The 20,475-nt window shown below is 67.8% G+C and carries 22 protein-coding genes; 13 read left to right on the forward strand and 9 right to left on the reverse strand.

What is annotated here, in order from left to right:
• Positions 1–11: 11 nt before the first annotated feature.
• Both DSC_RS08525 and DSC_RS08530 read right to left on the reverse strand, forming a co-directional pair.
• Complete coding sequence (locus tag DSC_RS08525) at positions 12–1,532, reverse strand: fumarate hydratase (protein ID WP_043291156.1); 1,521 nt, start codon at positions 1,530–1,532, stop codon at positions 12–14.
• A gap of 85 nt (positions 1,533–1,617) precedes the next feature.
• Complete coding sequence (locus tag DSC_RS08530) at positions 1,618–1,938, reverse strand: hypothetical protein (protein ID WP_014160759.1); 321 nt, start codon at positions 1,936–1,938, stop codon at positions 1,618–1,620.
• Between the two features lie 109 nt (positions 1,939–2,047).
• Between DSC_RS08530 and DSC_RS08535 the strand changes: the two genes are divergently transcribed.
• Positions 2,048–2,617 (forward strand): mechanosensitive ion channel family protein, encoded by a 570-nt coding sequence (locus DSC_RS08535; RefSeq protein WP_043290497.1) that lies wholly within the window; start codon positions 2,048–2,050, stop codon positions 2,615–2,617.
• A gap of 196 nt (positions 2,618–2,813) precedes the next feature.
• On the opposite strand, the gene DSC_RS08540 is transcribed toward DSC_RS08535, so the two are convergent.
• Both DSC_RS08540 and DSC_RS08545 read right to left on the reverse strand, forming a co-directional pair.
• A complete protein-coding gene (locus DSC_RS08540) occupies positions 2,814–3,080 on the reverse strand; it encodes a DksA/TraR family C4-type zinc finger protein (RefSeq protein ID WP_014160761.1) in 267 nt (88 codons plus the stop codon).
• A 184-nt stretch (positions 3,081–3,264) separates the two neighbouring features.
• Positions 3,265–5,073 carry a M1 family metallopeptidase gene (locus tag DSC_RS08545; protein ID WP_014160762.1) on the reverse strand — a complete coding sequence of 603 codons (1,809 nt, stop codon included), beginning with the start codon at positions 5,071–5,073 and terminating at the stop codon, positions 3,265–3,267.
• A gap of 129 nt (positions 5,074–5,202) precedes the next feature.
• Here DSC_RS08545 and DSC_RS08550 point away from each other — a divergent pair, with 129 nt between their 5' ends.
• Complete coding sequence (locus tag DSC_RS08550; protein ID WP_014160763.1) at positions 5,203–6,570, forward strand: M28 family metallopeptidase; 1,368 nt, start codon at positions 5,203–5,205, stop codon at positions 6,568–6,570.
• A gap of 18 nt (positions 6,571–6,588) precedes the next feature.
• On the opposite strand, the gene DSC_RS08555 is transcribed toward DSC_RS08550, so the two are convergent.
• Positions 6,589–7,446, reverse strand: a complete 858-nt coding sequence (locus DSC_RS08555; RefSeq protein WP_014160764.1) for a PA4780 family RIO1-like protein kinase — start codon at positions 7,444–7,446, stop codon at positions 6,589–6,591.
• Between the two features lie 235 nt (positions 7,447–7,681).
• Between DSC_RS08555 and DSC_RS08560 the strand changes: the two genes are divergently transcribed.
• From DSC_RS08560 to DSC_RS08595, 8 genes are all read left to right on the forward strand, one after another.
• Positions 7,682–8,884 carry a cation:proton antiporter gene (locus DSC_RS08560; RefSeq protein ID WP_014160765.1) on the forward strand — a complete coding sequence of 401 codons (1,203 nt, stop codon included), beginning with the start codon at positions 7,682–7,684 and terminating at the stop codon, positions 8,882–8,884.
• 209 nt (positions 8,885–9,093) lie between these two features.
• Positions 9,094–9,324 (forward strand): hypothetical protein, encoded by a 231-nt coding sequence (locus tag DSC_RS08565; protein WP_014160766.1) that lies wholly within the window; start codon positions 9,094–9,096, stop codon positions 9,322–9,324.
• Between the two features lie 250 nt (positions 9,325–9,574).
• Positions 9,575–10,675 carry a Glu/Leu/Phe/Val dehydrogenase dimerization domain-containing protein gene (locus DSC_RS08570; protein WP_014160767.1) on the forward strand — a complete coding sequence of 367 codons (1,101 nt, stop codon included), beginning with the start codon at positions 9,575–9,577 and terminating at the stop codon, positions 10,673–10,675.
• 223 nt (positions 10,676–10,898) lie between these two features.
• Complete coding sequence (locus DSC_RS08575) at positions 10,899–12,074, forward strand: thiolase family protein (RefSeq protein ID WP_014160768.1); 1,176 nt, start codon at positions 10,899–10,901, stop codon at positions 12,072–12,074.
• Between the two features lie 140 nt (positions 12,075–12,214).
• Complete coding sequence (locus tag DSC_RS08580; protein ID WP_014160769.1) at positions 12,215–12,565, forward strand: hypothetical protein; 351 nt, start codon at positions 12,215–12,217, stop codon at positions 12,563–12,565.
• A gap of 224 nt (positions 12,566–12,789) precedes the next feature.
• Positions 12,790–13,131, forward strand: a complete 342-nt coding sequence (locus DSC_RS08585; protein ID WP_014160770.1) for a hypothetical protein — start codon at positions 12,790–12,792, stop codon at positions 13,129–13,131.
• Positions 13,132–13,378: 247 nt separating this feature from the next.
• Positions 13,379–13,900 carry a bactofilin family protein gene (locus DSC_RS08590; protein WP_014160771.1) on the forward strand — a complete coding sequence of 174 codons (522 nt, stop codon included), beginning with the start codon at positions 13,379–13,381 and terminating at the stop codon, positions 13,898–13,900.
• The gene (locus DSC_RS08595; protein ID WP_014160772.1) at positions 13,897–14,277 is read left to right on the forward strand and encodes a hypothetical protein; all 381 of its coding nucleotides are present in this window, start codon (positions 13,897–13,899) and stop codon (positions 14,275–14,277) included. Before DSC_RS08590 ends, DSC_RS08595 begins: the two co-directional genes overlap by 4 nt.
• Positions 14,278–14,351: 74 nt before the next feature.
• On the opposite strand, the gene DSC_RS08600 is transcribed toward DSC_RS08595, so the two are convergent.
• The 3 genes from DSC_RS08600 to DSC_RS08610 are packed head-to-tail and all read right to left on the reverse strand — an operon-like array spanning position 14,352 to position 16,710.
• Positions 14,352–14,612 carry a DUF6587 family protein gene (locus DSC_RS08600; RefSeq protein ID WP_014160773.1) on the reverse strand — a complete coding sequence of 87 codons (261 nt, stop codon included), beginning with the start codon at positions 14,610–14,612 and terminating at the stop codon, positions 14,352–14,354.
• Positions 14,612–16,468: a ferrous iron transporter B gene (gene feoB, locus DSC_RS08605; protein ID WP_014160774.1), complete on the reverse strand. Its 1,857-nt coding sequence runs from the start codon at positions 16,466–16,468 to the stop codon at positions 14,612–14,614. The genes DSC_RS08600 and feoB overlap by 1 nt, the downstream gene beginning before the upstream one ends.
• Entirely contained in the window at positions 16,465–16,710 is a 246-nt protein-coding gene (locus DSC_RS08610) for a FeoA family protein (RefSeq protein ID WP_043290498.1), read from the reverse strand. Before DSC_RS08610 ends, feoB begins: the two co-directional genes overlap by 4 nt.
• A gap of 142 nt (positions 16,711–16,852) precedes the next feature.
• Here DSC_RS08610 and DSC_RS08615 point away from each other — a divergent pair, with 142 nt between their 5' ends.
• From DSC_RS08615 to yeiP, 3 genes are all read left to right on the forward strand, one after another.
• Positions 16,853–17,362: a GNAT family N-acetyltransferase gene (locus DSC_RS08615; RefSeq protein ID WP_014160776.1), complete on the forward strand. Its 510-nt coding sequence runs from the start codon at positions 16,853–16,855 to the stop codon at positions 17,360–17,362.
• Positions 17,363–17,456: 94 nt separating this feature from the next.
• A complete protein-coding gene (locus tag DSC_RS08620) occupies positions 17,457–18,227 on the forward strand; it encodes an SDR family NAD(P)-dependent oxidoreductase (protein WP_014160777.1) in 771 nt (256 codons plus the stop codon).
• A gap of 135 nt (positions 18,228–18,362) precedes the next feature.
• The gene (yeiP, locus tag DSC_RS08625) at positions 18,363–18,929 is read left to right on the forward strand and encodes an elongation factor P-like protein YeiP (RefSeq protein ID WP_014160778.1); all 567 of its coding nucleotides are present in this window, start codon (positions 18,363–18,365) and stop codon (positions 18,927–18,929) included.
• Positions 18,930–19,020: 91 nt separating this feature from the next.
• On the opposite strand, the gene DSC_RS08630 is transcribed toward yeiP, so the two are convergent.
• Positions 19,021–20,409 carry an FAD-binding oxidoreductase gene (locus DSC_RS08630; RefSeq protein ID WP_014160779.1) on the reverse strand — a complete coding sequence of 463 codons (1,389 nt, stop codon included), beginning with the start codon at positions 20,407–20,409 and terminating at the stop codon, positions 19,021–19,023.
• Positions 20,410–20,475 lie beyond the last annotated feature (66 nt).

Below are 20,475 nucleotides of genomic sequence, written 5' to 3' on the forward strand. Positions count from 1 at the left end.
TGCACCCCGGCCTACGCCGGCTCGACCACCACCGGAATCTTGCCGATCTTGGCCTGCCACTGGCGCGGGCCGGTCCTGTGCACCGACTCACCGGTCGAATCGACCGCCACGGTCACCGGCATGTCCTGCACGGTGAATTCGTAGATCGCCTCCATGCCCAGGTCTTCGAACGCCAGTACACGGGCGGCCTTGATCGCCTTGGACACCAGGTACGCAGCCCCACCAACGGCCATCAGGTACACCGACTTGTGCTGCCTGATCGCCTCGATCGCCGCCGGACCGCGCTCGGCCTTGCCGACCATGCCCAGCAGGCCGGTCTGCGCCAGGATCTGCTCGGTGAACTTGTCCATGCGCGTGGCGGTGGTCGGACCGGCCGGGCCGACCACCTCATCGCGCACCGGGTCGACCGGGCCGACGTAGTAGATGAAACGACCCTTCAGGTCCACCGGCAGCGGCTGGCCGCGGTTGAGCATCTCGACCATGCGCTTGTGCGCGGCATCGCGCCCGGTCAGCAGCTTGCCGTTGAGCAGCAGCACTTCGCCGGGCCTGAAGCTGGCCACCTCTTCCGGGGTGATGGTGTCCAAGTCGACCCGGCGCGCGCCGCGCGGGTTGTAGGTCAGTTTGGGCCAGTCTTCCAGCGAGGGCGGATCGAGCATCACCGGGCCGCTGCCGTCCAGGGTGAAATGGGCGTGGCGGGTGGCGGCGCAATTGGGGATCATGGCCACCGGCAGGTTGGCCGCATGGGTCGGGAAATCCTTGACCTTGACGTCCAGCACCGTGGTCAGCCCGCCCAGGCCCTGGGCACCGATGCCCAGCGCGTTGACCTTTTCGTACAGTTCAAGACGCAGCTCCTCGGCGCGGTTGCAGGCGCCGCGGGCCTGCAGGTCGACGATGTCGATCGGCTCCATCAGCGCTTCCTTGGCCAGCAGCATCGCCTTCTCGGCGGTACCACCGATGCCGATGCCGAGCATGCCCGGCGGGCACCAGCCGGCGCCCATGGTCGGCACGGTCTTGAGCACCCACTCCACGATCGAGTCGGATGGGTTGAGCATGGCGAACTTGGACTTGGCCTCAGAACCGCCGCCCTTGGCCGCGACGATCACATCGACCGTGTTGCCCGGCACGATCCTGACATTGACCACCCCCGGGGTGTTGTCGCGCGTGTTGCTGCGCTTGCCGGCCGGATCGGCCAGCACGCTGGCGCGCAGCTTGTTGTCCGGATGGTTGTAGGCGCGGCGAATGCCTTCGTTGACCATGTCCTCCACGCCCATGCTGGCATCGTCCCAGCGCACGTTCATGCCCACTTGCAGGAACACGGTGACGATGCCGGTGTCCTGGCAGATGGGGCGATGGCCCTCGGCGCACATGCGCGAGTTGATCAGGATCTGGGCGATGGCGTCCTTGGCCGCCGGCGACTGCTCGCGCTCGTAGGCGGCCGAGAGGTTCCTGATGTAGTCGACCGGGTGGTAATAGCTGATGTACTGCAGCGCGTCGGCGATGGACTGGATCAGGTCTTCCTGTTTGATGGACACAGGCGCGGTGGACGCAGGGACGGCGGCGGAGGTGTGCAGGTTCACGGCGGGCTCGACGCTGGCGGGAGAGGGAAATCACGCCATTTTAGGGCAAACCCGCGGCCGGGCCATGAATCGCTGCCGCTTTCGCGTCAGCGCGACCTGCCCCGAGGACGCCGGCTTGCAACGCCAGGATCACCAGCAGCACCGCCAGCAGGGCCACGGCCTGCAACACGAAGGCCAGCCGCGCCGGCCAGCGCGTGGCGGTGTAGCCGCAGACCCCCAGCATCGCGATGGGTGCTGCGCCGAAGGCCAGCAGCGGCCAGCTGGCAGGTGCCCCAGCCTCCGGCACCAGCGGCCCCGACAGGCCGATGCCAAACAGCAGCAAGGCCAGCGCGTTGAAGAACAAGGGAAGCAGGCCTTTCATCGTCTGCGATTGTGCCTGCGACGGCGAGCAACTCGATGACCTCGATCGCTTTTGCCCGGACCGGGCTGCGGCGGCATCATGTGCGGCTTGATTCCAAAAAGACACCACGATGAAAGAACGACTCCCCCTGTGGATGCACCAATGGCTGGGCGTGCTCGTGCCCGGCGCACAGGTGCTGCTGATCCTGCTGACGATGCGCCTGGTGCAGTTGCTGGCGCGACGCCTGATCGGCCGCGTGGCTGGACGCTACGACCTGCCACCGGATCTGGCCATGGGCCTGCGCAGGGCGATCAACCTTGTCGTCATGCTGGCAGCCATGCTGGCCGCGCTGAATGTGCTGGGCGTGTCCGCCGGCGTACTGTGGGGCGCCTTCACCGGCTTTGCGACGGTGGGTGCGGTGGCGTTCTTCGCCGCATGGAGCGTGCTGTCCAACATCTTCTGCACGTTCCTGATCTTCATCACCCGTCCGTTCCGCCTGCACGAGATGATCGAGCTGCTGGAAAACGGCGACAAACCAGGCCTGAAGGGCAAGGTGATGGACATCAACTTGCTCTACACCACGCTGCAGGAGCCAGAAGCCTTCGATGGCGCACCGACCACCTCGATCCAGGTAAACAACTGGTTCTTCCAGCGCAGCATCCGCCGCTGGCGCGGCACCTCCCCGATGCCACCGGGCTGAGAGGCTGAGAAAAAATCGCCCGCCTACTGCGACCGTCGCCAAACGCCCGTGCCGGCAGCGCGCTGCGGGCAAATCCGGGTCATTTGGCTCACCAAACTCCCCGGATTTGCCCCCAACGCACCTTGTCACGAACGCTTGGCGGCGCTCTCGCTACGGCGGTCGAATTCTTCTGAGCGCCCGGGCGCGAAGGGATCCTTCAGCGCAGCTGGCTGTCCTTGCTGCCGCGGCGATTGATGCCGGCCGCGGCAACCCGGGTTTCGTCGAACGCCGCCTGGCAGTTCACGCACAGGCGCACGCCAGGCACCGCCTTGCGCCGCGCCTCGGGGATCGGTGCGTCGCATTCCTCGCAGCGCAGCAGGCTCGGGCCGCTCGGCAACTGGCGGCGGGCGCGCTGGATCGCGTCGTTTACCGTCGCATCGATCTGGTCCTGCACTGCGCCATCATTGGCCCATCCGGTCGCCATGGCTGCCTCCGGTTGCTCACATGCGCCCCGTTGCGCACGCCCTGACCATAGGCCGGGCCAGGTGAATCCCGCGCAACCGGTCGGCCACCCTTTTGGCAGCTGGTGGCGTGCGCGGCCGCGCAGCAGCGCCACGGCCCGGTCACTGCCCATCGCCCGCGTTGCCTGCCCCGGCCGAACCGGAAGCTCAAGGCTTGGCTGCCGCTTTTGCCTTTTCCGTCTGCCCTCTTTCGGCCTGGCCTTTCTCAGCCCGGCCCTTCTCCGCGGCGGCCCGGTCGGCCGCCGCCTTGCGTTCGGCGGCGTCCCTGACCGCGACGGCAAAACGCGGCTCCTCGCGCAACAGTCTGGACTGCGGGTCCAGCGTATAGAGCTCGCCGGGCGGCAGGTCCACGTGGCCGCGGCCGCCGGGCATCGGCACGGTCACGATCCTGCCGCTGTTGGCGCCGATGCGCACCTCCACCGGCACCGGAAACGGCACCTCGCCCGGCGTCTTCCAGCGCAGCGCAAGACCGCTGGCATCGCGCTCGGCCAGCAGCTCCGGCAGCGCGGCGCGATACAGAAACACCTGGAAGAACCAGCCATAGTCCCTGCCGGTCACCTCATTGACGATGGCGATGTAGTCCGGAGTCGACAGATGGCGCGGCTGGAACTGACCCGGACGTGGATCATCGGTGCCGTACACGGCCAGGCGGATGGTCTTGAAGAACGCCTGGTCGCCGACCAGCCCGCGCAGCATGTGCAGCATCAGCGAGCCCTTGTAGTAGATGTCCAGGCCCGGGCCGTGTTGGCTGTCGTAGACCGATTGCTCGGTCTGCGGTTTGCCGCTGACGATCGGAACCCTGTTGGACAGCTTGGCGCGCTGGTCCAGCAGCGCGGCGTGGTATTCCATCTGGCCGCGCAGGTACTGCAGGTACAGCGGCTGCATGTAACTGCCAAAGCCCTCGTGCAGCCACATATCGTCCCAGTCGGCATTGGTCAGCTGGTTGCCGAACCACTCGTGCGAGAACTCGTGCTGCATCAGCCAGTCGTAGCCGTACTTGTCCTTCCTGTAGTCGTTGCCGTAGGCGTTGATGGTCTGGTGTTCCATGCCCAGGTACGGGGTCTGGACGATGCCCACCTTCTCATCGCCGAACGGGTACGGCCCGATCTGGCGCTCGAAGAAATCCAGCATCCTGGGCAGCTCGTCGAACAGGTCCTGGGCCTTTGCGTCCTGACCCTTGAGGTGCCAGTACGCCAGCGCAATCGCGTTGCCGAAGCGGCTGTGGTACTCGCCCTTGAGCTGCTCGTACGGGCCGACATTGATCGCCACCGCGTAGGTATCCGGGCTGCGCGCACGCCAGTGCCAGGTGCGCCAGCCGTCGTGTTCCTGCATGTCGACCAACACGCCGTTGCCCGGCGCCACCAGCGGCGCCGGCACGGTGATGTATTCGTCCACCAGCAGCGGCTCGCCCTGGGGATGGTCGATGCATGGCCACAACAGGTCGCAGCCCTCGCCCTGGATGGCCGAGGCCACCCACGGCTCGCCGCCGGGCGCGCTCGACCAGACCAATCCGCCATCCCACGGTGCACGCGTGGCCACGTGCGGCGCGCCGGCGTAGACCACGCGCACCTGGAATCCCTGCTGCGCGGCCACGGCCCGGGGCAGGGTGATGCGCATGCGCCCTTCCGGATTGGCCCAGTCCTTGCGCGCCAGCGCCACGCCATCGACCTGGACCGCACTGACCTGGTAGGCGCGGTCCAGGTCCAGCACCATCGTCGCCAGCTCCTGGCCGGCTCTGAAGCGCAAGGTGGCATCGCCTTGGATGCGCCGGTCCTGCGGCAACACCTTGAAGTGCAGCGTCGCATGCTCGAAGACCACCGCCCGCTGCTCGGGCGTGCGTGGCAGACCGGTTTGCCTGGTCGTGGCGCTCAGCTCGGGCTGCGCAGCCGGCGCGGCCGGGACCAGGCTCGCCAGGCCAACGGCAACACCGACAAGCACGCAACGGGCATGGCGCATCGAAGGACGACCGGCGTCTGACAGGACAGCGCACAGGCTGCCAGCAATGCGGCCAGGCTGCACGCGTCAGAGGTCATGTGCCGACTGTGCGAACATCCAGGGCCCGCACCCGACGCGAACCATCCCGCCATGTCCCGCCGCCTGATTGCCGCCTGCCTGCTGCTTCCGTTGACCTGCCTGGCCCAGGCCGCTGCTCCTCCGGCCTCCGATCCGCGCCTGGATGCGATCGGCACCGCGCCTTCGGCGGCGCGCATCCAAGCCGACGTGCGCACGCTGGTGTCCTTCGGCACCCGCCACACGCTGTCGGAAACCGCCTCCGAAACCCGCGGCATCGGCGCGGCCCGGCGCTGGGTCCATGCGCAGTTCCAGCAGATCTCGCGCGACTGCGGCGGCTGCCTGGAGGTGCGCTACGTCAGCGACACGATCGCAGGCGAGAAGCGCATCCCCAACGCCACCGAAGTGGTCAACGTGGTCGCCATCCAGCGCGGCAGCAGCGATCCCAACCGCTACGTGATGATGAGTGGCGATATCGACTCGCGTGTGTCCGATGTCATGAATGCCACCGCCGATGCGCCCGGCGCCAACGACAACGCTTCGGGCCTGGCCGGCACGCTGGAGGCCGCGCGGGTGCTGAGCAAGTACAAATTCCCGGCTTCGATTGCCTATGTCGCGCTCTCGGCCGAGGAACAGGGCCTGTTCGGCGGCAGGATCGTGGCGGCCCAGGCAAAAAAACAAGGCTGGCGGATCGAGGCGCTGCTCAACAACGACATGATCGGCAACACCTCCGGGATCGATGGGGTGAGCGACAACCACACCGCCCGGGTGTTCTCCGAAGGCACCCGCGCCACCGAGACCGAAGCTGAGGCCCGCGCGCGCCGCTTCACCGGCGGCGAGCTGGATTCGCCCTCGCGCAACCTGGCCCGCTACATCGCGCGCATGGCCGAGCACGTGCCGAACCTGGAGGTGATGATGGTCTACCGGCTGGACCGCTTCGGCCGCGGCGGCCACCACAGCCCGTTCAACGATGCCGGCTTCCCGGCCGTGCGGATCATGGAAACCCACGAGCACTATGACCGCCAGCACCAGGACCTGCGGACCGAAAACGGCCGGGTCTACGGCGATACCCTGGACGGGGTGGACTTTGCCTATGCCGCCAGGCTCACCGCGCTCAACGCGGTGAGCCTGGCCGGCCTGGCCTGGGCCCCGCCCCCGCCCGCGCAGGTCAGGATCGACGGCGCGGTCAGCGCCGACACCACGCTCAGCTGGACCCGTCCGCCGGCGACCCAGGCGCCGGAACTGGCCGGCTACAGGCTGTACTGGCGCCTGACCACCGAACCGCAGTGGACCCATAGCCGGTACGTGGGCGATGTCACCAGCCACACGCTGAAGAACATGGTGATCGACAACCACTATTTCGGTGTCGCGGCCGTGGCCCGGGACGGCAGCGAAAGCCCGGTGGTATTTCCCGGCGCGGCCGGCAGCTTCGGCGGCTACTGATCCACCGGGCAGGCGCGGTCAGTCGTCTTCGGCCGCGGCCTGGCGGCCCTGCTGGCGGATCAATGCCTCAAAGCGCGCCTCGTTGATCGCCTCGCGCACGCTGTCCAGGTCGGCACTGGACTCATCGACGGTGAAGTGACCGCTGAGTTCGCTGTCCGGCCGCAGCTCGCCGGCCTGGAACAGCGCCCACATCTCCTCGCCGTACCAGGTCTCCAGCAGTTCCGGCGCCCAGCGGCCGAGATAGGCGGTGAGGTTGTTGACGTCGCGCAGCAGCATGGTGCGCGCGGCATTGTTGCCAGCGGCGCTGACCACCTGCGGGAAATCGATCACCACCGGTCCATCGGCGTTGACGAGGACGTTATACGGCGACAGGTCGCCGTGGATCAGGCCACTGCACAGCATCAGCACCACCTGACGCACCAGGATCCGATGAAATTCGCGCGCCTGTGCCGGCTCCAGTTCCACCTCGGCCAGACGCGGGGCGGAAAACCCTTCGGCATCGGTGACCAGCTCCATCACCAGCACGCCGTGGAAATACCCGAACGGCTCGGGCACGCGCACGCCGGCATCGCGCAGCTGGTAGAGCGCGTCGACCTCGGTGTTCTTCCAGGCCACCTCGGCCTGCTTGCGGCCGTACCGGGTGGCCTTGCCCATCGCCCGCGCCTCGCGGCTGCCGCGGACCTTGCGCCCTTCCTGGTACTGCACCCGCTGCTGGAAGCTGCGCTGGGCCATGTCCTTGTAGACCTTGGCGCAGCGCACCTGGTCGCCGCTGCGCACCACGTACACGGCCGCTTCCTTGCCGCTCTTCAAAGGCCGCAACACTTCATCGATGACGCCATCGTCGATCAGCGCCTGCAATCCGTTGGGGGTCTTCATGGAATCCTGTGCAAGAAGCAGCCGGCCGGAACACCGTGCTGCATGAGCCGATAGTGTCGCATCCTTCGGTGGCCGCCGGGCCCGGCCGGGGTCGCGCCTTGCGGGCGGCGCCAGCCTCGCCGGACTCCTGCCGCAGCGGGCGGGCGCGCCAGCACAAGCGGTGCCCAACGGCGATGGCATGCGGCACCATGGGCGCCCGCCGCGCCAAGCGGTCCCGACCGAAGGCTGCCACCGGATGCATCCTGTCAGCACCATGGAAGTGTTCCTGATCGCCATGACGATCATCTTCTGCATTCCGTTCCTGATCTGGCGGCTGGGCCGCACCGACTACTTCGCGCCGCTGGTGGTGGTGCAGATCCTCACCGGCATCGTGCTGGGTCCAGGCGTGCTGGGCGCGGTGCTGCCTGGCTACTACCACTTCGTGTTCAGCCCGCAGGTGGTGCAGATCCTCACCGGCCTGGGCGGCTGGGCGGTGATGCTGTTCGTGCTGATCGCCGGGATCGAGCTGGACCTGAGTCAGGCCTGGGCCAACCGGCGCGAAAGCGGGATCACCGCAGGCCTGGCGCTGGGCGTGCCGCTGGTGTTCGGCGCCCTGACTGCGCTGGGCATGCTGCGCTTCCCCGGCTGGATCGGACTGCAGGGCCGGCCGTGGCAGTTCGTCACCGGCGTGGGCATGGCCTGCGCGGTCACTGCCCTGCCCATCCTGATCCTGCTGATGGAGAAGCTGGACATCCTGCGCCGCCCGATCGGCCAGCGCATCCTGCGTTACGCCAGCCTGGACGACATCGCGATCTGGGGCGTGCTGGCGCTGGTGCTGGTGGACTGGGAGCGGATCGGCCGCCAGGTCGGGTTCCTGGTCGCCTTTGCTGCGGCCTGCCTGCTGTTGCGCAAGCTGATGCGCGCCATCGGCGAGCGCGACCGCTGGTACGTGATGCTGATCTGGCTGGCGCTGTGCGCGTTCGGCGCGGACTGGTCGGGGCTGCACTTCATGGTCGGTGCGTTCCTGGCCGGGGTGGTGATTGATGCGCATTGGTTCGACCAGGCCGACATGGACCGCCTGCGCCACAACGTGCTGCTGGTGATGATGCCGGTGTTCTTCCTCAGCACCGGTCTGCGCACCGAATGGAACGTCGGTGGCGCGGCAGTGTTCCTGGCGGCGCTGGCCCTGCTGGTGGCCGCGGTCGCCGGCAAGCTGGCCGGCGTACACCTTGCCGGCAGACTCCTGAAGTGGAAGCCGGGCGAAGCCAGCCTGATCGGCTGGCTGCTGCAGACCAAGGCGCTGATCATGATCATCTTCGCCAACATCCTGCTGGACAAGGCGATCATCACCAGCGCCACCTTTACCGCGCTGCTGCTGATGGCGGTGATGAGCACCATGCTGACCACCCCGATGGCGACACCGCGGCTGCGCCGCCTGGAGCGTCCGTTGCTGGGCTGAGAACCCTGTTCAGCGGGGGCGGTCTGTCGCCCTTGCCGAGGCCCTATGACGTAGCGGCGGGCCCGACTTCCGAACCGCCCGTGCTTCTGCAAACAGGATGCTGCGATGCATCGTGACCAGCCGGCCATGCAGGCGGATAGTCGGACGCGGTGGCCATTCCACCACGCGCCACCCACCGCAGAATCCGTCAGTCATCCCGGAGGACCCGCATGAAAGTCGTGATTACCCTGGTCATTGCCGTTGTCCTGCTCGCCATCGGAATTCCGCTTTCCCGCGCCATCAAGAACGGGGACGAACACACCATCACCCGCACCGTCGATCCGACCCGGCCCGGTACCGAACCACACCGCGCGGCAGCGGCCCGGCGCCCACTGGCCGACCCAGCCCCCACGCGCGATCCATCGTTGGTGACCCAGCAGCAGGCCGCGGTCAACCGCTGATCCGCGCTCCAGCCCTCGCGCGCACCAGCGCGCGATATGACCATCGCCCAGGAGCCTGAATCGCGCTCCCGATTCAGGCCTCACGCCGCCCTGCCAACGCACACGGCGCGTATCGTTAGACTGTGCCTGTGCGAGGTCGCCGCCTGCACCCGGGCGGTTTCTTTTTTGTTTTGCGTTTCAGTAACTTATGAAACGCTCCAAACGATGGTCCGCAACTGCGGCCTCGCGCGGAATCTGGAGCCCACCCCACATGCTCTTTGAAACACTCGATAGCTCAGGCCACGAGCAGGTGGTGTTCTGCCACAATCCCGACGCGGGCCTGAAGGCGATCATCGCCATCCACAGCACGGTGCTCGGACCGGCCCTGGGCGGTATGCGCATGCGCCCCTACGCCAGCACCGATGCGGCCTTGCACGACGCGCTGCGGCTGAGTCGCACGATGACCTACAAGAACGCCCTGGCCGGCCTCAACGTCGGCGGCGGCAAGGCGGTGGTCATCGGCGACCCGAGCCGGGACAAGACCGAAGCGCTGTTCCGCATGCTCGGACGCTATGTCGATTCGCTGGGCGGTCGCTACATCACCGCCGAGGACGTCGGCACCGACGTCAACGACATGGAATACGTCTACCGCGAAACCGAATACGTGGTCGGCGTACACCAGGTGCACCGCGGCTCGGGCGACCCGGCGCCGTTCACCGCCTACGGCGCCCTGCAAGGCCTGATGGCCACCCTGCAGCGCCGCTTCGGCAATGAGGAAATCGGCAAGTATAGCTATGCGGTCCAGGGCCTGGGCCACATCGGCATGGAGTTCGTGAAACTGCTCAGGGAGCGCGGCGCCAAGCTGTTCGTCACTGACCTCAATCCGGCGCTGGTCGAGCGCGCGGTCGAGGAATGCGGCGCCGAGGCGGTGTCGCCGGACGAGATCTACGAGGTCCAGGCCGACGTGTTCTCGCCGTGCGCGCTGGAAGGCTCGATCAACCAGGAGACCCTGCCGCGCCTGCGCAGCAAGATCATCTGCGGCACCGCCAACAACCAGATGTCGCACGTGGTCGGCGAGGAAGCCATGCGGCGCGGCATCCTCTATGCGCCGGACTACGCGGTCAACGCCGGTGGCGTCATGAACGTGTCGCTTGAGATCGACGGTTACAACCGCGAGCGCGCCATGCGCCTGATGCGCAACATCTACCACAACGTCGGCCGCATCTTCGACCTGGCGGAGAAGGAAAAGATCGCTCCGCAGTACGCCGCCGACCGTATCGCCGAGGCACGCATCGGCGCCATCGGCAAGCTCAAGCTACCGCTGGGCCGCACCGCCCCGCGCTACATGGGTCACCTGCGCGGCGACCACTGATCGCGCATTGGCAAAAGAACGCGCCTTGAAACCGGCATTCTTCTTGCGGCTTCAGCCGTACTCACCGCGTCAGACACCAGCCCGGCCCCTGCCCCAGGACTTGAGGTCCCAGCCGATCAGCACCTGGTGATCCACACCAGGCCCCCACGCGCCGAAGGCCGTATTGCCGCCGTTTCCGCGGCGGGCGGATAATGGTTGCCTCTTCTGGACAACAGGATCTCCCATGAGCGACATCGTCATCGCCGCCGCCAAGCGCACCGCCATTGGCTCCTTCCTTGGCCAGTTCACCGGCGTACCCGCCCCGCAGCTGGGCGCGGCAGCCATCCGCGCGGTGCTTGCCCAATCCGGCGTGCCGGCGGCCGACGTCAGCGAGGTGCTGATGGGTTGCGTGCTGCCGGCCAACCTGGGCCAGGCGCCCGCCCGCCAGGCAGCGCTGGCGGCCGGCATTCCCTCCTCGACCGGCTGCACCACGGTCAACAAGGTCTGCGGATCGGGCATGAAGACCATCATGCTGGGGCATGACCTGATCAAGGCCGGCTCGGCGCAGATCGTGGTGGCCGGTGGCATGGAATCGATGACCAACGCGCCGCACATGATCCCCAATTCGCGCACGGGCAACCGCTTCGGCGATTTCAAGGCGATCGACCACATGTCCTGGGATGGGCTGGTCAACCCGTACGACGGCCAGGCCATGGGCGTGTTCGGCGAAGCCACCGCGGAAAAATACGGCTTCAGTCGCCAGGACCAGGACGCCTACGCGATCGGCTCGGTCGAGCGCGCACGGGCCGCGCAGGCTTCGGGCGCATTTGAAGGCGAGATCGTTCCCTTCACCGTGACCACCCGCAAGGGTGAGGTCAGCGTCGGCAGCGACGAGCAGCCCGGCAAGGCGGACATCGCCAGGATCCCCTCGCTCAAGCCGGCCTTCAAGCAGGACGGCACGGTGACCGCGGCCAGTTCCTCCAGCATTTCCGACGGCGCGGCGGCCACGCTGCTGCTCAGTGCGGACGAGGCAGCCAGGCGCGGGATCACCCCGCTGGCGCGGATCGTGGCGCACGCGACCTTCTCGCAGGATCCGCAGTGGTTCACCACTGCCCCGGTCGGCGCCATCCAGCGCGTGCTGGAAAAGGCCGGCTGGTCGGTGGAGCAGGTGGACCTGTTCGAGATCAACGAGGCCTTTGCGGTGGTCGCCATGGTCCCGATCAGGGAGCTTGGCATTGCGCGCGAGAAGGTCAACGTCCATGGCGGTGCCTGCGCGCTGGGTCATCCGATCGGTGCATCGGGCGCGCGCCTGGTCGTCACGCTGATCAACGCCCTGCGCGTGCAGGGTAAGCGCCGTGGCATCGCGTCGCTTTGCATCGGCGGGGGCGAAGCCACGGCCATTGCGCTGGAACTGATCTGACGAGGTTTCCGGTCTTTAACGCAAAGTTGACGAACATGAGCCGCATGCCAGTCAATGCTTGACAGTGGAAACCGGATAGTCATGATGTCGCCCGGCGCGCAGACTGCGCGTTGCCAAACTTATCGACGAGGATTTACCAAATGAGCATCAACAAGACGCTGATCGCGCTGGCAATGGGCCTGGCCCTGGCCGCTTGCTCGAAGCCGGAACAGGCTGCCGACGCATCGACTGACGCACAGCAGGCGGCCACCGAGGCGCAGGCTGCTGCCGACACCGCTGCCAGCACCCCGACCGCCGACTCGGCCCAGGCCGCTGCCGACACCGCCGCCACCGCTGCCGACACCGCTGCCAGCGCTGCTGCCGACGCCGGCGCTGCGACCACGGATGACGCTGCCGACACCGCTGCCGAGACCGCCGAAACCGCCAAGGACACCGCCCAGGATGCCGCTGACACGGCTGAGAAGGCTGCCTCTGAGGCTGACCAGAAGTAACCCCTCGCGCGGGAGCGTCCACGCTTCCACTGGGATGGATCGAAAGGATCGCCGGGCAACCGGCGGTCCTTTTTTCATGCGCGGCGCCTGATGCGCCGCTTCACGGGCGACTTTCAATTGACCTGGCGCTCTGTAGAATCCGCGCGCTGCCGTGTCTGGCGCCGTTCTTGCGGCCAGTGCGGCATCAACGACCCACCCATTCCATATTTTTGAAGGGAAACCTCATGACCAACAAGCTCAACCTCGTGCTGATCGCCGCCGTGCTGGCCCTTGGCGCCTGCTCGCAGAAGACCCAGGACGCCGCTTCGGCCACCGCCTCCAGCGCTGCCGACGATGCCGCCGCCGCTGCCGACCAGGCCGCCGCTGCCACCGACGAAGCCGCCAACAAGGCCTCGGCTGCCGCCAGCGAAGCCGCCGACGCTGCCAGCACCGCCGCCGAGAACACCGAGAACGCCGCCCAGTCGGCCACTGCCGATGCCGCTGCGGCCGTGTCCGAAGGCGCCGACGCCACCGCCGACAAGGCCGCCGAGGTGTCCGCGGAAGCCGACGACGCCGCCAAGCAATAAGCGCGCGGGCCACCGTTATCTGGAAGGGAAAGGGTCCGCATCGAACGGACCCTTTTTCTTTCTGGCGCGCTGAAGACACGCCGCCAGGCGGGGCATTGCCGCGCATTGCCATGCACGTGCCGCCCCGGCGCGCCAGGATCTGGATGCGATGGCATGATGCGAATGGCTGATCGTGCAGTCGGTCACAGCGCTGATGCGGCGTTTACCGTGATATTTCCCGTTTGCCCCGCCCTGGAGAACCTGCGACATGTCCATGTGGAAAGACCAGTTGTCCGGCAAGAAGGACGCCACACCGCCGCCCGCCGACCCTGCTCCGCTGCGCGATGGGCCAGCTCCAGCGCCCTTTGCGCCCGAACCGATCGCCGCCACGCCCGTGCCGACGCCAGCCCTGGCAACGGCACGCCCGGCCGCGGCTGCGATCAAGGAATCGCTGATCGCCTCGGACCTGACCATCGAGGGCAAGATCGAGGGCACCGGCCATGTGCGCATTGCCGGCAAGTTCAAGGGCGACGTCAACGTGCAGGGCGATCTGACCATCGAACAGGGCGCCAGGCTCAGTGGCGGGGTCAAGGCCGACAAGGTCATCATCGCCGGCGAGCTGGAAGGCAACATCGAGGCCGCCAAGCAGGTGGAACTGCTCGCCTCGGGCGCGCTGATCGGGGACGTCAAGGCCAACACACTGACCGTGGCTTCCGGTGCGCGCTTGCGCGGCCAGGCCGATGTCGGCGGTGAAGGCAACGACAGGAAGAAGGACAGCGACGCGGCGTGAGCAATGCCCGTCCCGGCACGGCAGGCGCCACCCGCGCCTGTCCGCACTGCAAGGCCACGATCCTGGAGACCGCGGCGGTGTGTCCGTCGTGCAGGCACCACCTGCGCTTCGACGATTCTGCCGCCGTGAACAAGCGCCAAGCCGAGCGCCTGGTCCCGCTGAAGGTGGAAGGCACGGTGCGTCATCCGCACGGTGCCGATGCCTACGAATACACCGCCGTGGTGGTCATCCGCGACCAGCGCGGGCAGGAACTGGATCGCCACGTGGTGGGCGTGGGCGCCCTGCGCGCGGGCGAGCAGCGCACGTTTTCGCTGGCGGTGGAGATGTTCCCGCATACCGGCGCGACCGCGCCGCGCGGCAAGCGGCGGCTGTCCTGACTGGGATCCGACAGCCGACGAGCGAACACGAAACGAACCCAGAGGGGCCGCGGTACGGCCCTTTTCGTGTTCGATCAGCGCTTGCCGCTGACCCGGCTCGAGGGCCCGCAGCTGCTGCAGCCACCACAGGCCCCGGCACCACCGGTCGCTGCCGGGGCGATACGCGAGCCCAGCTTGCGTATCCAGGCGGGGCGGCCTTCGCGCACCAACGGCAGCGCCAGCCAGAGGCGCAGCCTGCGCATCGCCGTGGGGAACTGCTTGTTGGCCACCACCCAGGCACTGACCAGCGCGGCCAGGGCGATCACCCCGTACTGCAGCAGCAGGCTCAGTTGCATCAGCCAGCTCCCAGGGCCACGGCCACCTGGTAGGTCACCAGCGAGGCGATGTAGGCCAGCGCGAACAGATAGCCGGCCGCGGCCGCCATGCGCTTCCAGGAATTGGTCTCGCGCTTGATCGTGGCCAGGGTGGACAGGCACATTGGTGCGTAGATGTACCAGACCAGCAGCGACAGCCCGGTGGCCAGCGACCAGCCGTCATGGATCAGCGGCAACAGCGCCTGTGCGGCCGCGTCATCGTCGCCGGACAGCGCATAGACGGTGGCCAGCGAGGATACCGCCACTTCGCGCGCGGCCAGCCCAGGGATCAGCGCGATGCAGATCTGCCAGTTGAAGCCCAGCGGCGCGAACACGGTGGTCATGGCGTGGCCGATGCGACCGGCGAAGCTGTAGTCGATCGCTGGCAGGGTGGCGTCGGCCGGTGCGCCGGGGAAGGACAGCAGCACCCACAGCAGCACGGTCAGGGCCAGGATGATGCCGCCCACGCGCTTGAGGAAGATCATCGCCCGCTCGTACAGGCCGATGCCCAGGTCACGCAGGTGCGGGATGCGGTAGGACGGCAGCTCCAGCAGCAGCGCGTGTTCGCCCTTGTCGCGGCGCCAGCGCTTCATCACCCACGACACCATGAGCGCGCTGATGATCGCGGCAAAGTACAGCGCGAACAGCACCAGCCCCTGCAGGTTGAACACGCCCCAGACCTTCTGCTGCGGGATGAACGCCCCGATCAGCAGCGCGTACACCGGCAGCCGCGCCGAACAGGTCATCAGCGGCGCCACCAGGATCGTGGCCAGGCGGTCGCGCGGATCCTGGATCGAGCGGGTGGACATGATCCCCGGCACCGCGCAGGCGAAGCTGGACAGCAGCGGGATGAACGAGCGCCCGGACAGGCCGGCGGCAGCCATCGTCCGGTCCAGCAGGAACGCCGCGCGCGGCAGGTAGCCCGATTCCTCCAGCGCCAGGATGAAGGCGAACAGGATCAGGATCTGCGGCAGGAACACGATCACCCCGCCCAGGCCGGCGATGATGCCGTCGGTGAGCAGGCTGTTGAGCGGACCTTCGGGCAGCACCCCACCGACCCACGCGCCCAGCCAGCCGGTGGCCGCGTCGATGGCGTCCATCAGCGGGGTGGCCCAGGCGTAGACGGCCTGAAAGATCAGGAACATCACCAGCGCCAGCGCCACCAGGCCGAACACCGGATGCAGCAGCCAGCGATCCAGGGCGTCGTCCACGCGCGCGGTGCGGGTCGGCATGGTCACCGCCAGCGCCAGCAGGCGGCGGGTTTCGGCGTGCAGGTCGGCATCGTCGGGCAACACCCTGGCCGGCGGCTGCGGGTTGGCCACGACCCGGTCGATCTGTTCCAGCAGCGCCCGGGCGCCGTTGGCGCGCACCGCGACGGTTTCCACCACCGGGATGCCCAGCTCGCGCTGCAGGACAGCCAGGTCGATGCCGATGCCGCGACGCCGGGCCGCATCGGCCATGTTGATCGCCAGGATCACCGGCCGGCCCAGGCGCAGCACTTCCAGCACGAAGCGCAGGTTCAGGCGCAGGTTGGTGGCATCGACCACGCACACCAGTGCATCCGGCGCCGGCTCGCCGGGCAGGAAGCCACGGCACAGGTCGCGGGTGATGGCCTCGTCCAGACTGGCCGCGTTGAGGCTGTAGGCGCCGGGCAGGTCCAGCAGCACGTAGCCCTGGCCGCTGGCGCCGTTGAAGCGGCCTTCCTTGCGCTCGACGGTGACGCCGGCGTAGTTGGCCACCTTCTGTCGGCTGCCGGTGAGCAGGTTGAACAGCGCGGTCTTGCCACAGTTGGGATTGCCGATCAGCGCCAGGCGCGGCGCGGCAGCGATGGCGTTCATGCCGGTTCTCCGTCGCGCAGGCGCACCCGCCCGGCCTCGCTGCGGCGCAGGGCGAAGCGGGTGAAGCCGATCTGGACCAGGATCGGGTCGGCGCCGATCGGCCCGCGCGCGACCACTTCCACCGGTTCGCCGGAAACGAACCCCAGCTCGCGCAGGCGACGGGCGATGGTGTCGTTGGGGCCGCGGTCCTGGACCGAGTCGACGATGGCCTGGGTGCGCCTGGGCAGTTCGGACAGCATCACGCGAGCGAGCTCAAATGAAAACAGTTCTCAATAGTAGCACCCCTTCACACGCCGGCGGCTTTTGCCAATCCACCGCACGGGACGGCGTGGCACCGGCGCTGTCATACCATGCGCGCGCCACTTTTCCTGCGCACATCCAAAAATGTCCACAGCCCTGCAGATCCGTCCCATCGGCCCCGGCGACGATGCCGCCATGGCCGCGATCATCCGCACCGTGATGCCCGAGTTCGGCGCATGCGGCGCCGGCTTTGCGATCCACGACCCGGAGGTGGACTGGCTCAGCCGCGCCTACGCGCGGCCGCGCTGCGCCTATTTCGTGGTCGAACGCAAGCCTGCCCCCGCGCAGGCGGGGGGCGTGGTCCTGGGCGGCGCTGGCGTGGCACCGCTGGAAGGCGGCAGCCAGGACATCTGCGAGCTGCGCAAGATGTACTTCCTGCCCCAGGCCCGCGGGCTGGGCGCCGGCACGGCGATGATCCAGACCTGCCTGCAGGCCGCGCGCGGCCTTGGCTTCGCCCAGTGCTATCTGGAAACCCTGGACGGCATGGACGCGGCCATGCGCCTGTACCGGAAGACCGGCTTCAGTCGCCTGGAGGCACCGCTGGGTGCCACCGGTCACGGCGGCTGCGACCGCTGGTACCTGCTGACGCTCTGACCACCCCGTCACGGCTGCCGGCGCCCGCAGCGGGCCAGGCGCTGCACTTGCTTCCCGTAAAATGTCCGCCTTCCTTCCTGCCCAAGGAGTTGCCATGCACCTGTCCGACACCCGTGCCGTGATCACCGGCGGCGTTTCCGGCCTGGGCCTGGCCACCGCGCAGCGCATCGTGGCCGGCGGCGGCCAGGTCGCGCTGCTGGACGTCAACGATGACAGAGGCGATGCGGCCGTGGCCGCACTGGGCAGCGCCCATGCGCGCTACATCTGCACCGATGTCACCGACGAGACCGTGGTCGCGGCCGCCTTGAGCGCCGCGCACGAGTTCATGGGCACGGTCAACGTGGCGGTGAACTGCGCCGGCATCCTCGGCTCCGGCCGCATGCTGGGCAAGGACGGCCCGATGCCACTGAGCGCCTTCCGTAACACGGTGCTGGTCAACCTGGTCGGCAGCTTCAACGTGGCCAAGGCCGCAGCCAACCTGATGCAGCACAATGACCCGGGCGAAGATGGCGAGCGCGGGGTGATCATCAACACCGCCTCGGTGGCCGCCTTCGAGGGCCAGATCGGCCAGGCCGCCTATGCCGCCTCAAAAGGTGGCGTGGTCAGCATGACCCTGCCGATGGCGCGCGAGCTGGCGCGCTTTGGCGTGCGGGTGATGACCATCGCCCCGGGCATCTTCTGGACACCGATGGTCGATGGCATGCCCGGAGCCGTGCAGCAGTCGCTGGCCGCCTCGATCCCCTTCCCTTCGCGCCTGGGCCGGCCGGACGAATACGCCGATACAGTGGCCTTCATCCTGGCCTCCCGTTACCTCAATGGCGAAACCATCCGCCTGGACGGCGCGGTGCGGCTGGCGCCCCGGTAGGAGCGGACCGCAGGGCCGCGATGGGGCTTGCCCGGTAAAGCCTCTGGCGGGCATGCCCCCGAACATGTTCCCGAAAAGGGGATAAATGCCGCTCCCACCCCGGATTCCTTTGACAACCACACAAGCGATCAACCCATGAAGGCTGCCGACATCAAGAAAGGCAACGTCGTCGAGTACAACAACGGCATCTACCAGATCCGCGACATCGAACGCTCGTCCCCGCAGGGCCGCGGCGGCAATGTGCGCTTCCGTTTCATCATGTACAGCGTGCCGGGCGGCACCAAGCTCGATGCCAGCTTCGACGCCGATGACAACCTGCCGGAGGTGGAACTGCTGCGTCGCCAGGCCACCTTCTCGTACATGGATGGCGAGGCGTTCGTGTTCCTGGATGACGAGGACTACACCCCGTACACGCTGGATGCCGAGGTGATCGGCGACGCCGCCGGCTACATCAGCCAAGGCCTGGCCGGCAGCTACGTGCAGGTCATCGACGAGCAGCCCGTGGCCCTGCAGCTGCCCCAGCACGTGACCCTGGAAGTGGTCGAAACCCCGCCCGAGCTCAAGGGCGGCACCGCCACCAAGCGCCCCAAGCCGGCCAGGCTCAGCACCGGCATCGAGATCATGGTGCCCGAGTACATCACCACCGGCGAGCGCATCCTGATCAACACCACCACCGGCGAGTTCGGCGGGCGCGCGGACTGATCCGGACCCGGTTTCTGGCGCAGCCCCGGCACAGCGCCGTGCCACGGCGCGGCTGGTCAGCCCGCTGCCACCGCCCCTGCGCGGCGCACGCTCAGGGGTCGAACAGCTTGCCGGGGTTGAGCAGGCCGGCCGGGTCCATCGCCTGGCGGATGCCGCGCATCAGCGCGATCTCGGCCGGGCTGCGGGTGCTGTCCAGGTAGGCCTTCTTGACCAGGCCGATGCCGTGTTCGGCCGAGATGCTGCCGCCATGGCGCTTGAGCACCTGGGCCAGCAACCTGGTGACCTGCTCGCAGTCGCGCACGAAATCGGCCTGCGCCATGCCGGCCGGTTTGAGCACGTTGATGTGCAGGTTGCCGTCGCCGATGTGGCCAAACCACACCACCTCGAAATGCGGATAGGCCTCACCGAGCAGCTGCATGGTCTGGGCCAGGAATACCGGCATCTGCGAGATCCGCACCGACACGTCGTTCTTGTACGGCACGTGCGGCGCCAGCGCCTCGGTGATGTCTTCGCGCAGGCGCCACAGCTGCCGGGCCTGGGCATCGGACTGGCTGATCACCCCGTCGCTGACCCAGCCGTGCGCCATGCAGTCCTCGAACGCGGCCATCACCGCGGCCTCCCCGGCCTCATCGCCGATCGCGAACTCGGTGACCACGTAATACGGATGGACCTCTTCGAACGGCTTGGCCGCGCCGTGCGCCAGCACATGCCTGAGCGCGATGTCGGTAAAGAACTCGAATGCCTCCAGCTGCAGGCGCTGGCGGAAGGCGGCGAACACTTCCATCAACACCTCGAAGCTCGGCAGCGCCAGCAGCATCACGTTGCTCGGCGGCGGTGGATCGGTCAGCCGCAGCGTGGCCTCGACCACGATGCCCAGGGTGCCTTCCGAGCCGATCATCAGCTGGCGCAGGTCGTAGCCGCTGGAGTTCTTGACCAGCGCGCGGTTGAGGTCGAGCAGTTCGCCACTGGCGGTGACGACCTTGAGCCCGGCAATCCACTCGCGCGTGTTGCCGTAGCGGATCACGTGGATGCCGCCGGCATTGGTGGCGATGTTGCCGCCGATCGAGCAGGAGCCGCGCGCGGCGAAGTCGACCGGATACACCAGGCCTTGCTCGCGCGCCGCCTCGTGCACGGCTTGCAGCGGCATGCCGGCCTGCACGGTGAGCGTGCGATCCACGCGGTCGAAGGACAGCGGCTTGTTCAGGCGTTCCAGGCTGAGCACCAGCTCGCCGTTGGCGGCCACCGCGCCACCGGAGAGCCCGGTGCGGCCGCCGGAGGGCACGACCTTGACGGCCTGTTCGCTGGCCCAGCGCATCACCGCCTGGACTTCCTCGACGCTGCCCGGCAGCGCAATGGCCAGCGGATTGGGCGTCCAGCGCCGGGTCCAGTCGCGGCCGTAGTGCTCCAGGTCGCCAGGGTCGGTCTTCAGGCGCAGCGCCGGCACCGCCGCATGCAGGGAATCCAGCAGGGAATGGCTCATGAAAGTTGCGCGTGAAACCGCGGCAGATCGAAGGTGTGCCAGCGTGCCAGCAGCGCAACGCCACGT

It is taken from the genome of Pseudoxanthomonas spadix BD-a59, from assembly GCF_000233915.3.
Taxonomy (GTDB): Bacteria; Pseudomonadota; Gammaproteobacteria; order Xanthomonadales; family Xanthomonadaceae; genus Pseudoxanthomonas_A; species Pseudoxanthomonas_A spadix.

Coding starts and splice junctions, on each gene's coding strand:
- DSC_RS08530 (WP_014160759.1), bottom strand. CDS start 1,938: ATGAAAGGCCTGCTTCCCTTGTTCTTCAACGCGCTGGCCTTGCTGCTG.
- DSC_RS08535 (WP_043290497.1), top strand. CDS start 2,048: ATGAAAGAACGACTCCCCCTGTGGATGCACCAATGGCTGGGCGTGCTC.
- DSC_RS08540 (WP_014160761.1), bottom strand. CDS start 3,080: ATGGCGACCGGATGGGCCAATGATGGCGCAGTGCAGGACCAGATCGAT.
- DSC_RS08545 (WP_014160762.1), bottom strand. CDS start 5,073: ATGCGCCATGCCCGTTGCGTGCTTGTCGGTGTTGCCGTTGGCCTGGCG.
- DSC_RS08550 (WP_014160763.1), top strand. CDS start 5,203: ATGTCCCGCCGCCTGATTGCCGCCTGCCTGCTGCTTCCGTTGACCTGC.
- DSC_RS08555 (WP_014160764.1), bottom strand. CDS start 7,446: ATGAAGACCCCCAACGGATTGCAGGCGCTGATCGACGATGGCGTCATC.
- DSC_RS08560 (WP_014160765.1), top strand. CDS start 7,682: ATGCATCCTGTCAGCACCATGGAAGTGTTCCTGATCGCCATGACGATC.
- DSC_RS08565 (WP_014160766.1), top strand. CDS start 9,094: ATGAAAGTCGTGATTACCCTGGTCATTGCCGTTGTCCTGCTCGCCATC.
- DSC_RS08570 (WP_014160767.1), top strand. CDS start 9,575: ATGCTCTTTGAAACACTCGATAGCTCAGGCCACGAGCAGGTGGTGTTC.
- DSC_RS08575 (WP_014160768.1), top strand. CDS start 10,899: ATGAGCGACATCGTCATCGCCGCCGCCAAGCGCACCGCCATTGGCTCC.
- DSC_RS08580 (WP_014160769.1), top strand. CDS start 12,215: ATGAGCATCAACAAGACGCTGATCGCGCTGGCAATGGGCCTGGCCCTG.
- DSC_RS08585 (WP_014160770.1), top strand. CDS start 12,790: ATGACCAACAAGCTCAACCTCGTGCTGATCGCCGCCGTGCTGGCCCTT.
- DSC_RS08590 (WP_014160771.1), top strand. CDS start 13,379: ATGTCCATGTGGAAAGACCAGTTGTCCGGCAAGAAGGACGCCACACCG.
- DSC_RS08600 (WP_014160773.1), bottom strand. CDS start 14,612: ATGCAACTGAGCCTGCTGCTGCAGTACGGGGTGATCGCCCTGGCCGCG.
- feoB (WP_014160774.1), bottom strand. CDS start 16,468: ATGAACGCCATCGCTGCCGCGCCGCGCCTGGCGCTGATCGGCAATCCC.
- DSC_RS08615 (WP_014160776.1), top strand. CDS start 16,853: ATGTCCACAGCCCTGCAGATCCGTCCCATCGGCCCCGGCGACGATGCC.
- DSC_RS08620 (WP_014160777.1), top strand. CDS start 17,457: ATGCACCTGTCCGACACCCGTGCCGTGATCACCGGCGGCGTTTCCGGC.
- yeiP (WP_014160778.1), top strand. CDS start 18,363: ATGAAGGCTGCCGACATCAAGAAAGGCAACGTCGTCGAGTACAACAAC.
- DSC_RS08630 (WP_014160779.1), bottom strand. CDS start 20,409: ATGAGCCATTCCCTGCTGGATTCCCTGCATGCGGCGGTGCCGGCGCTG.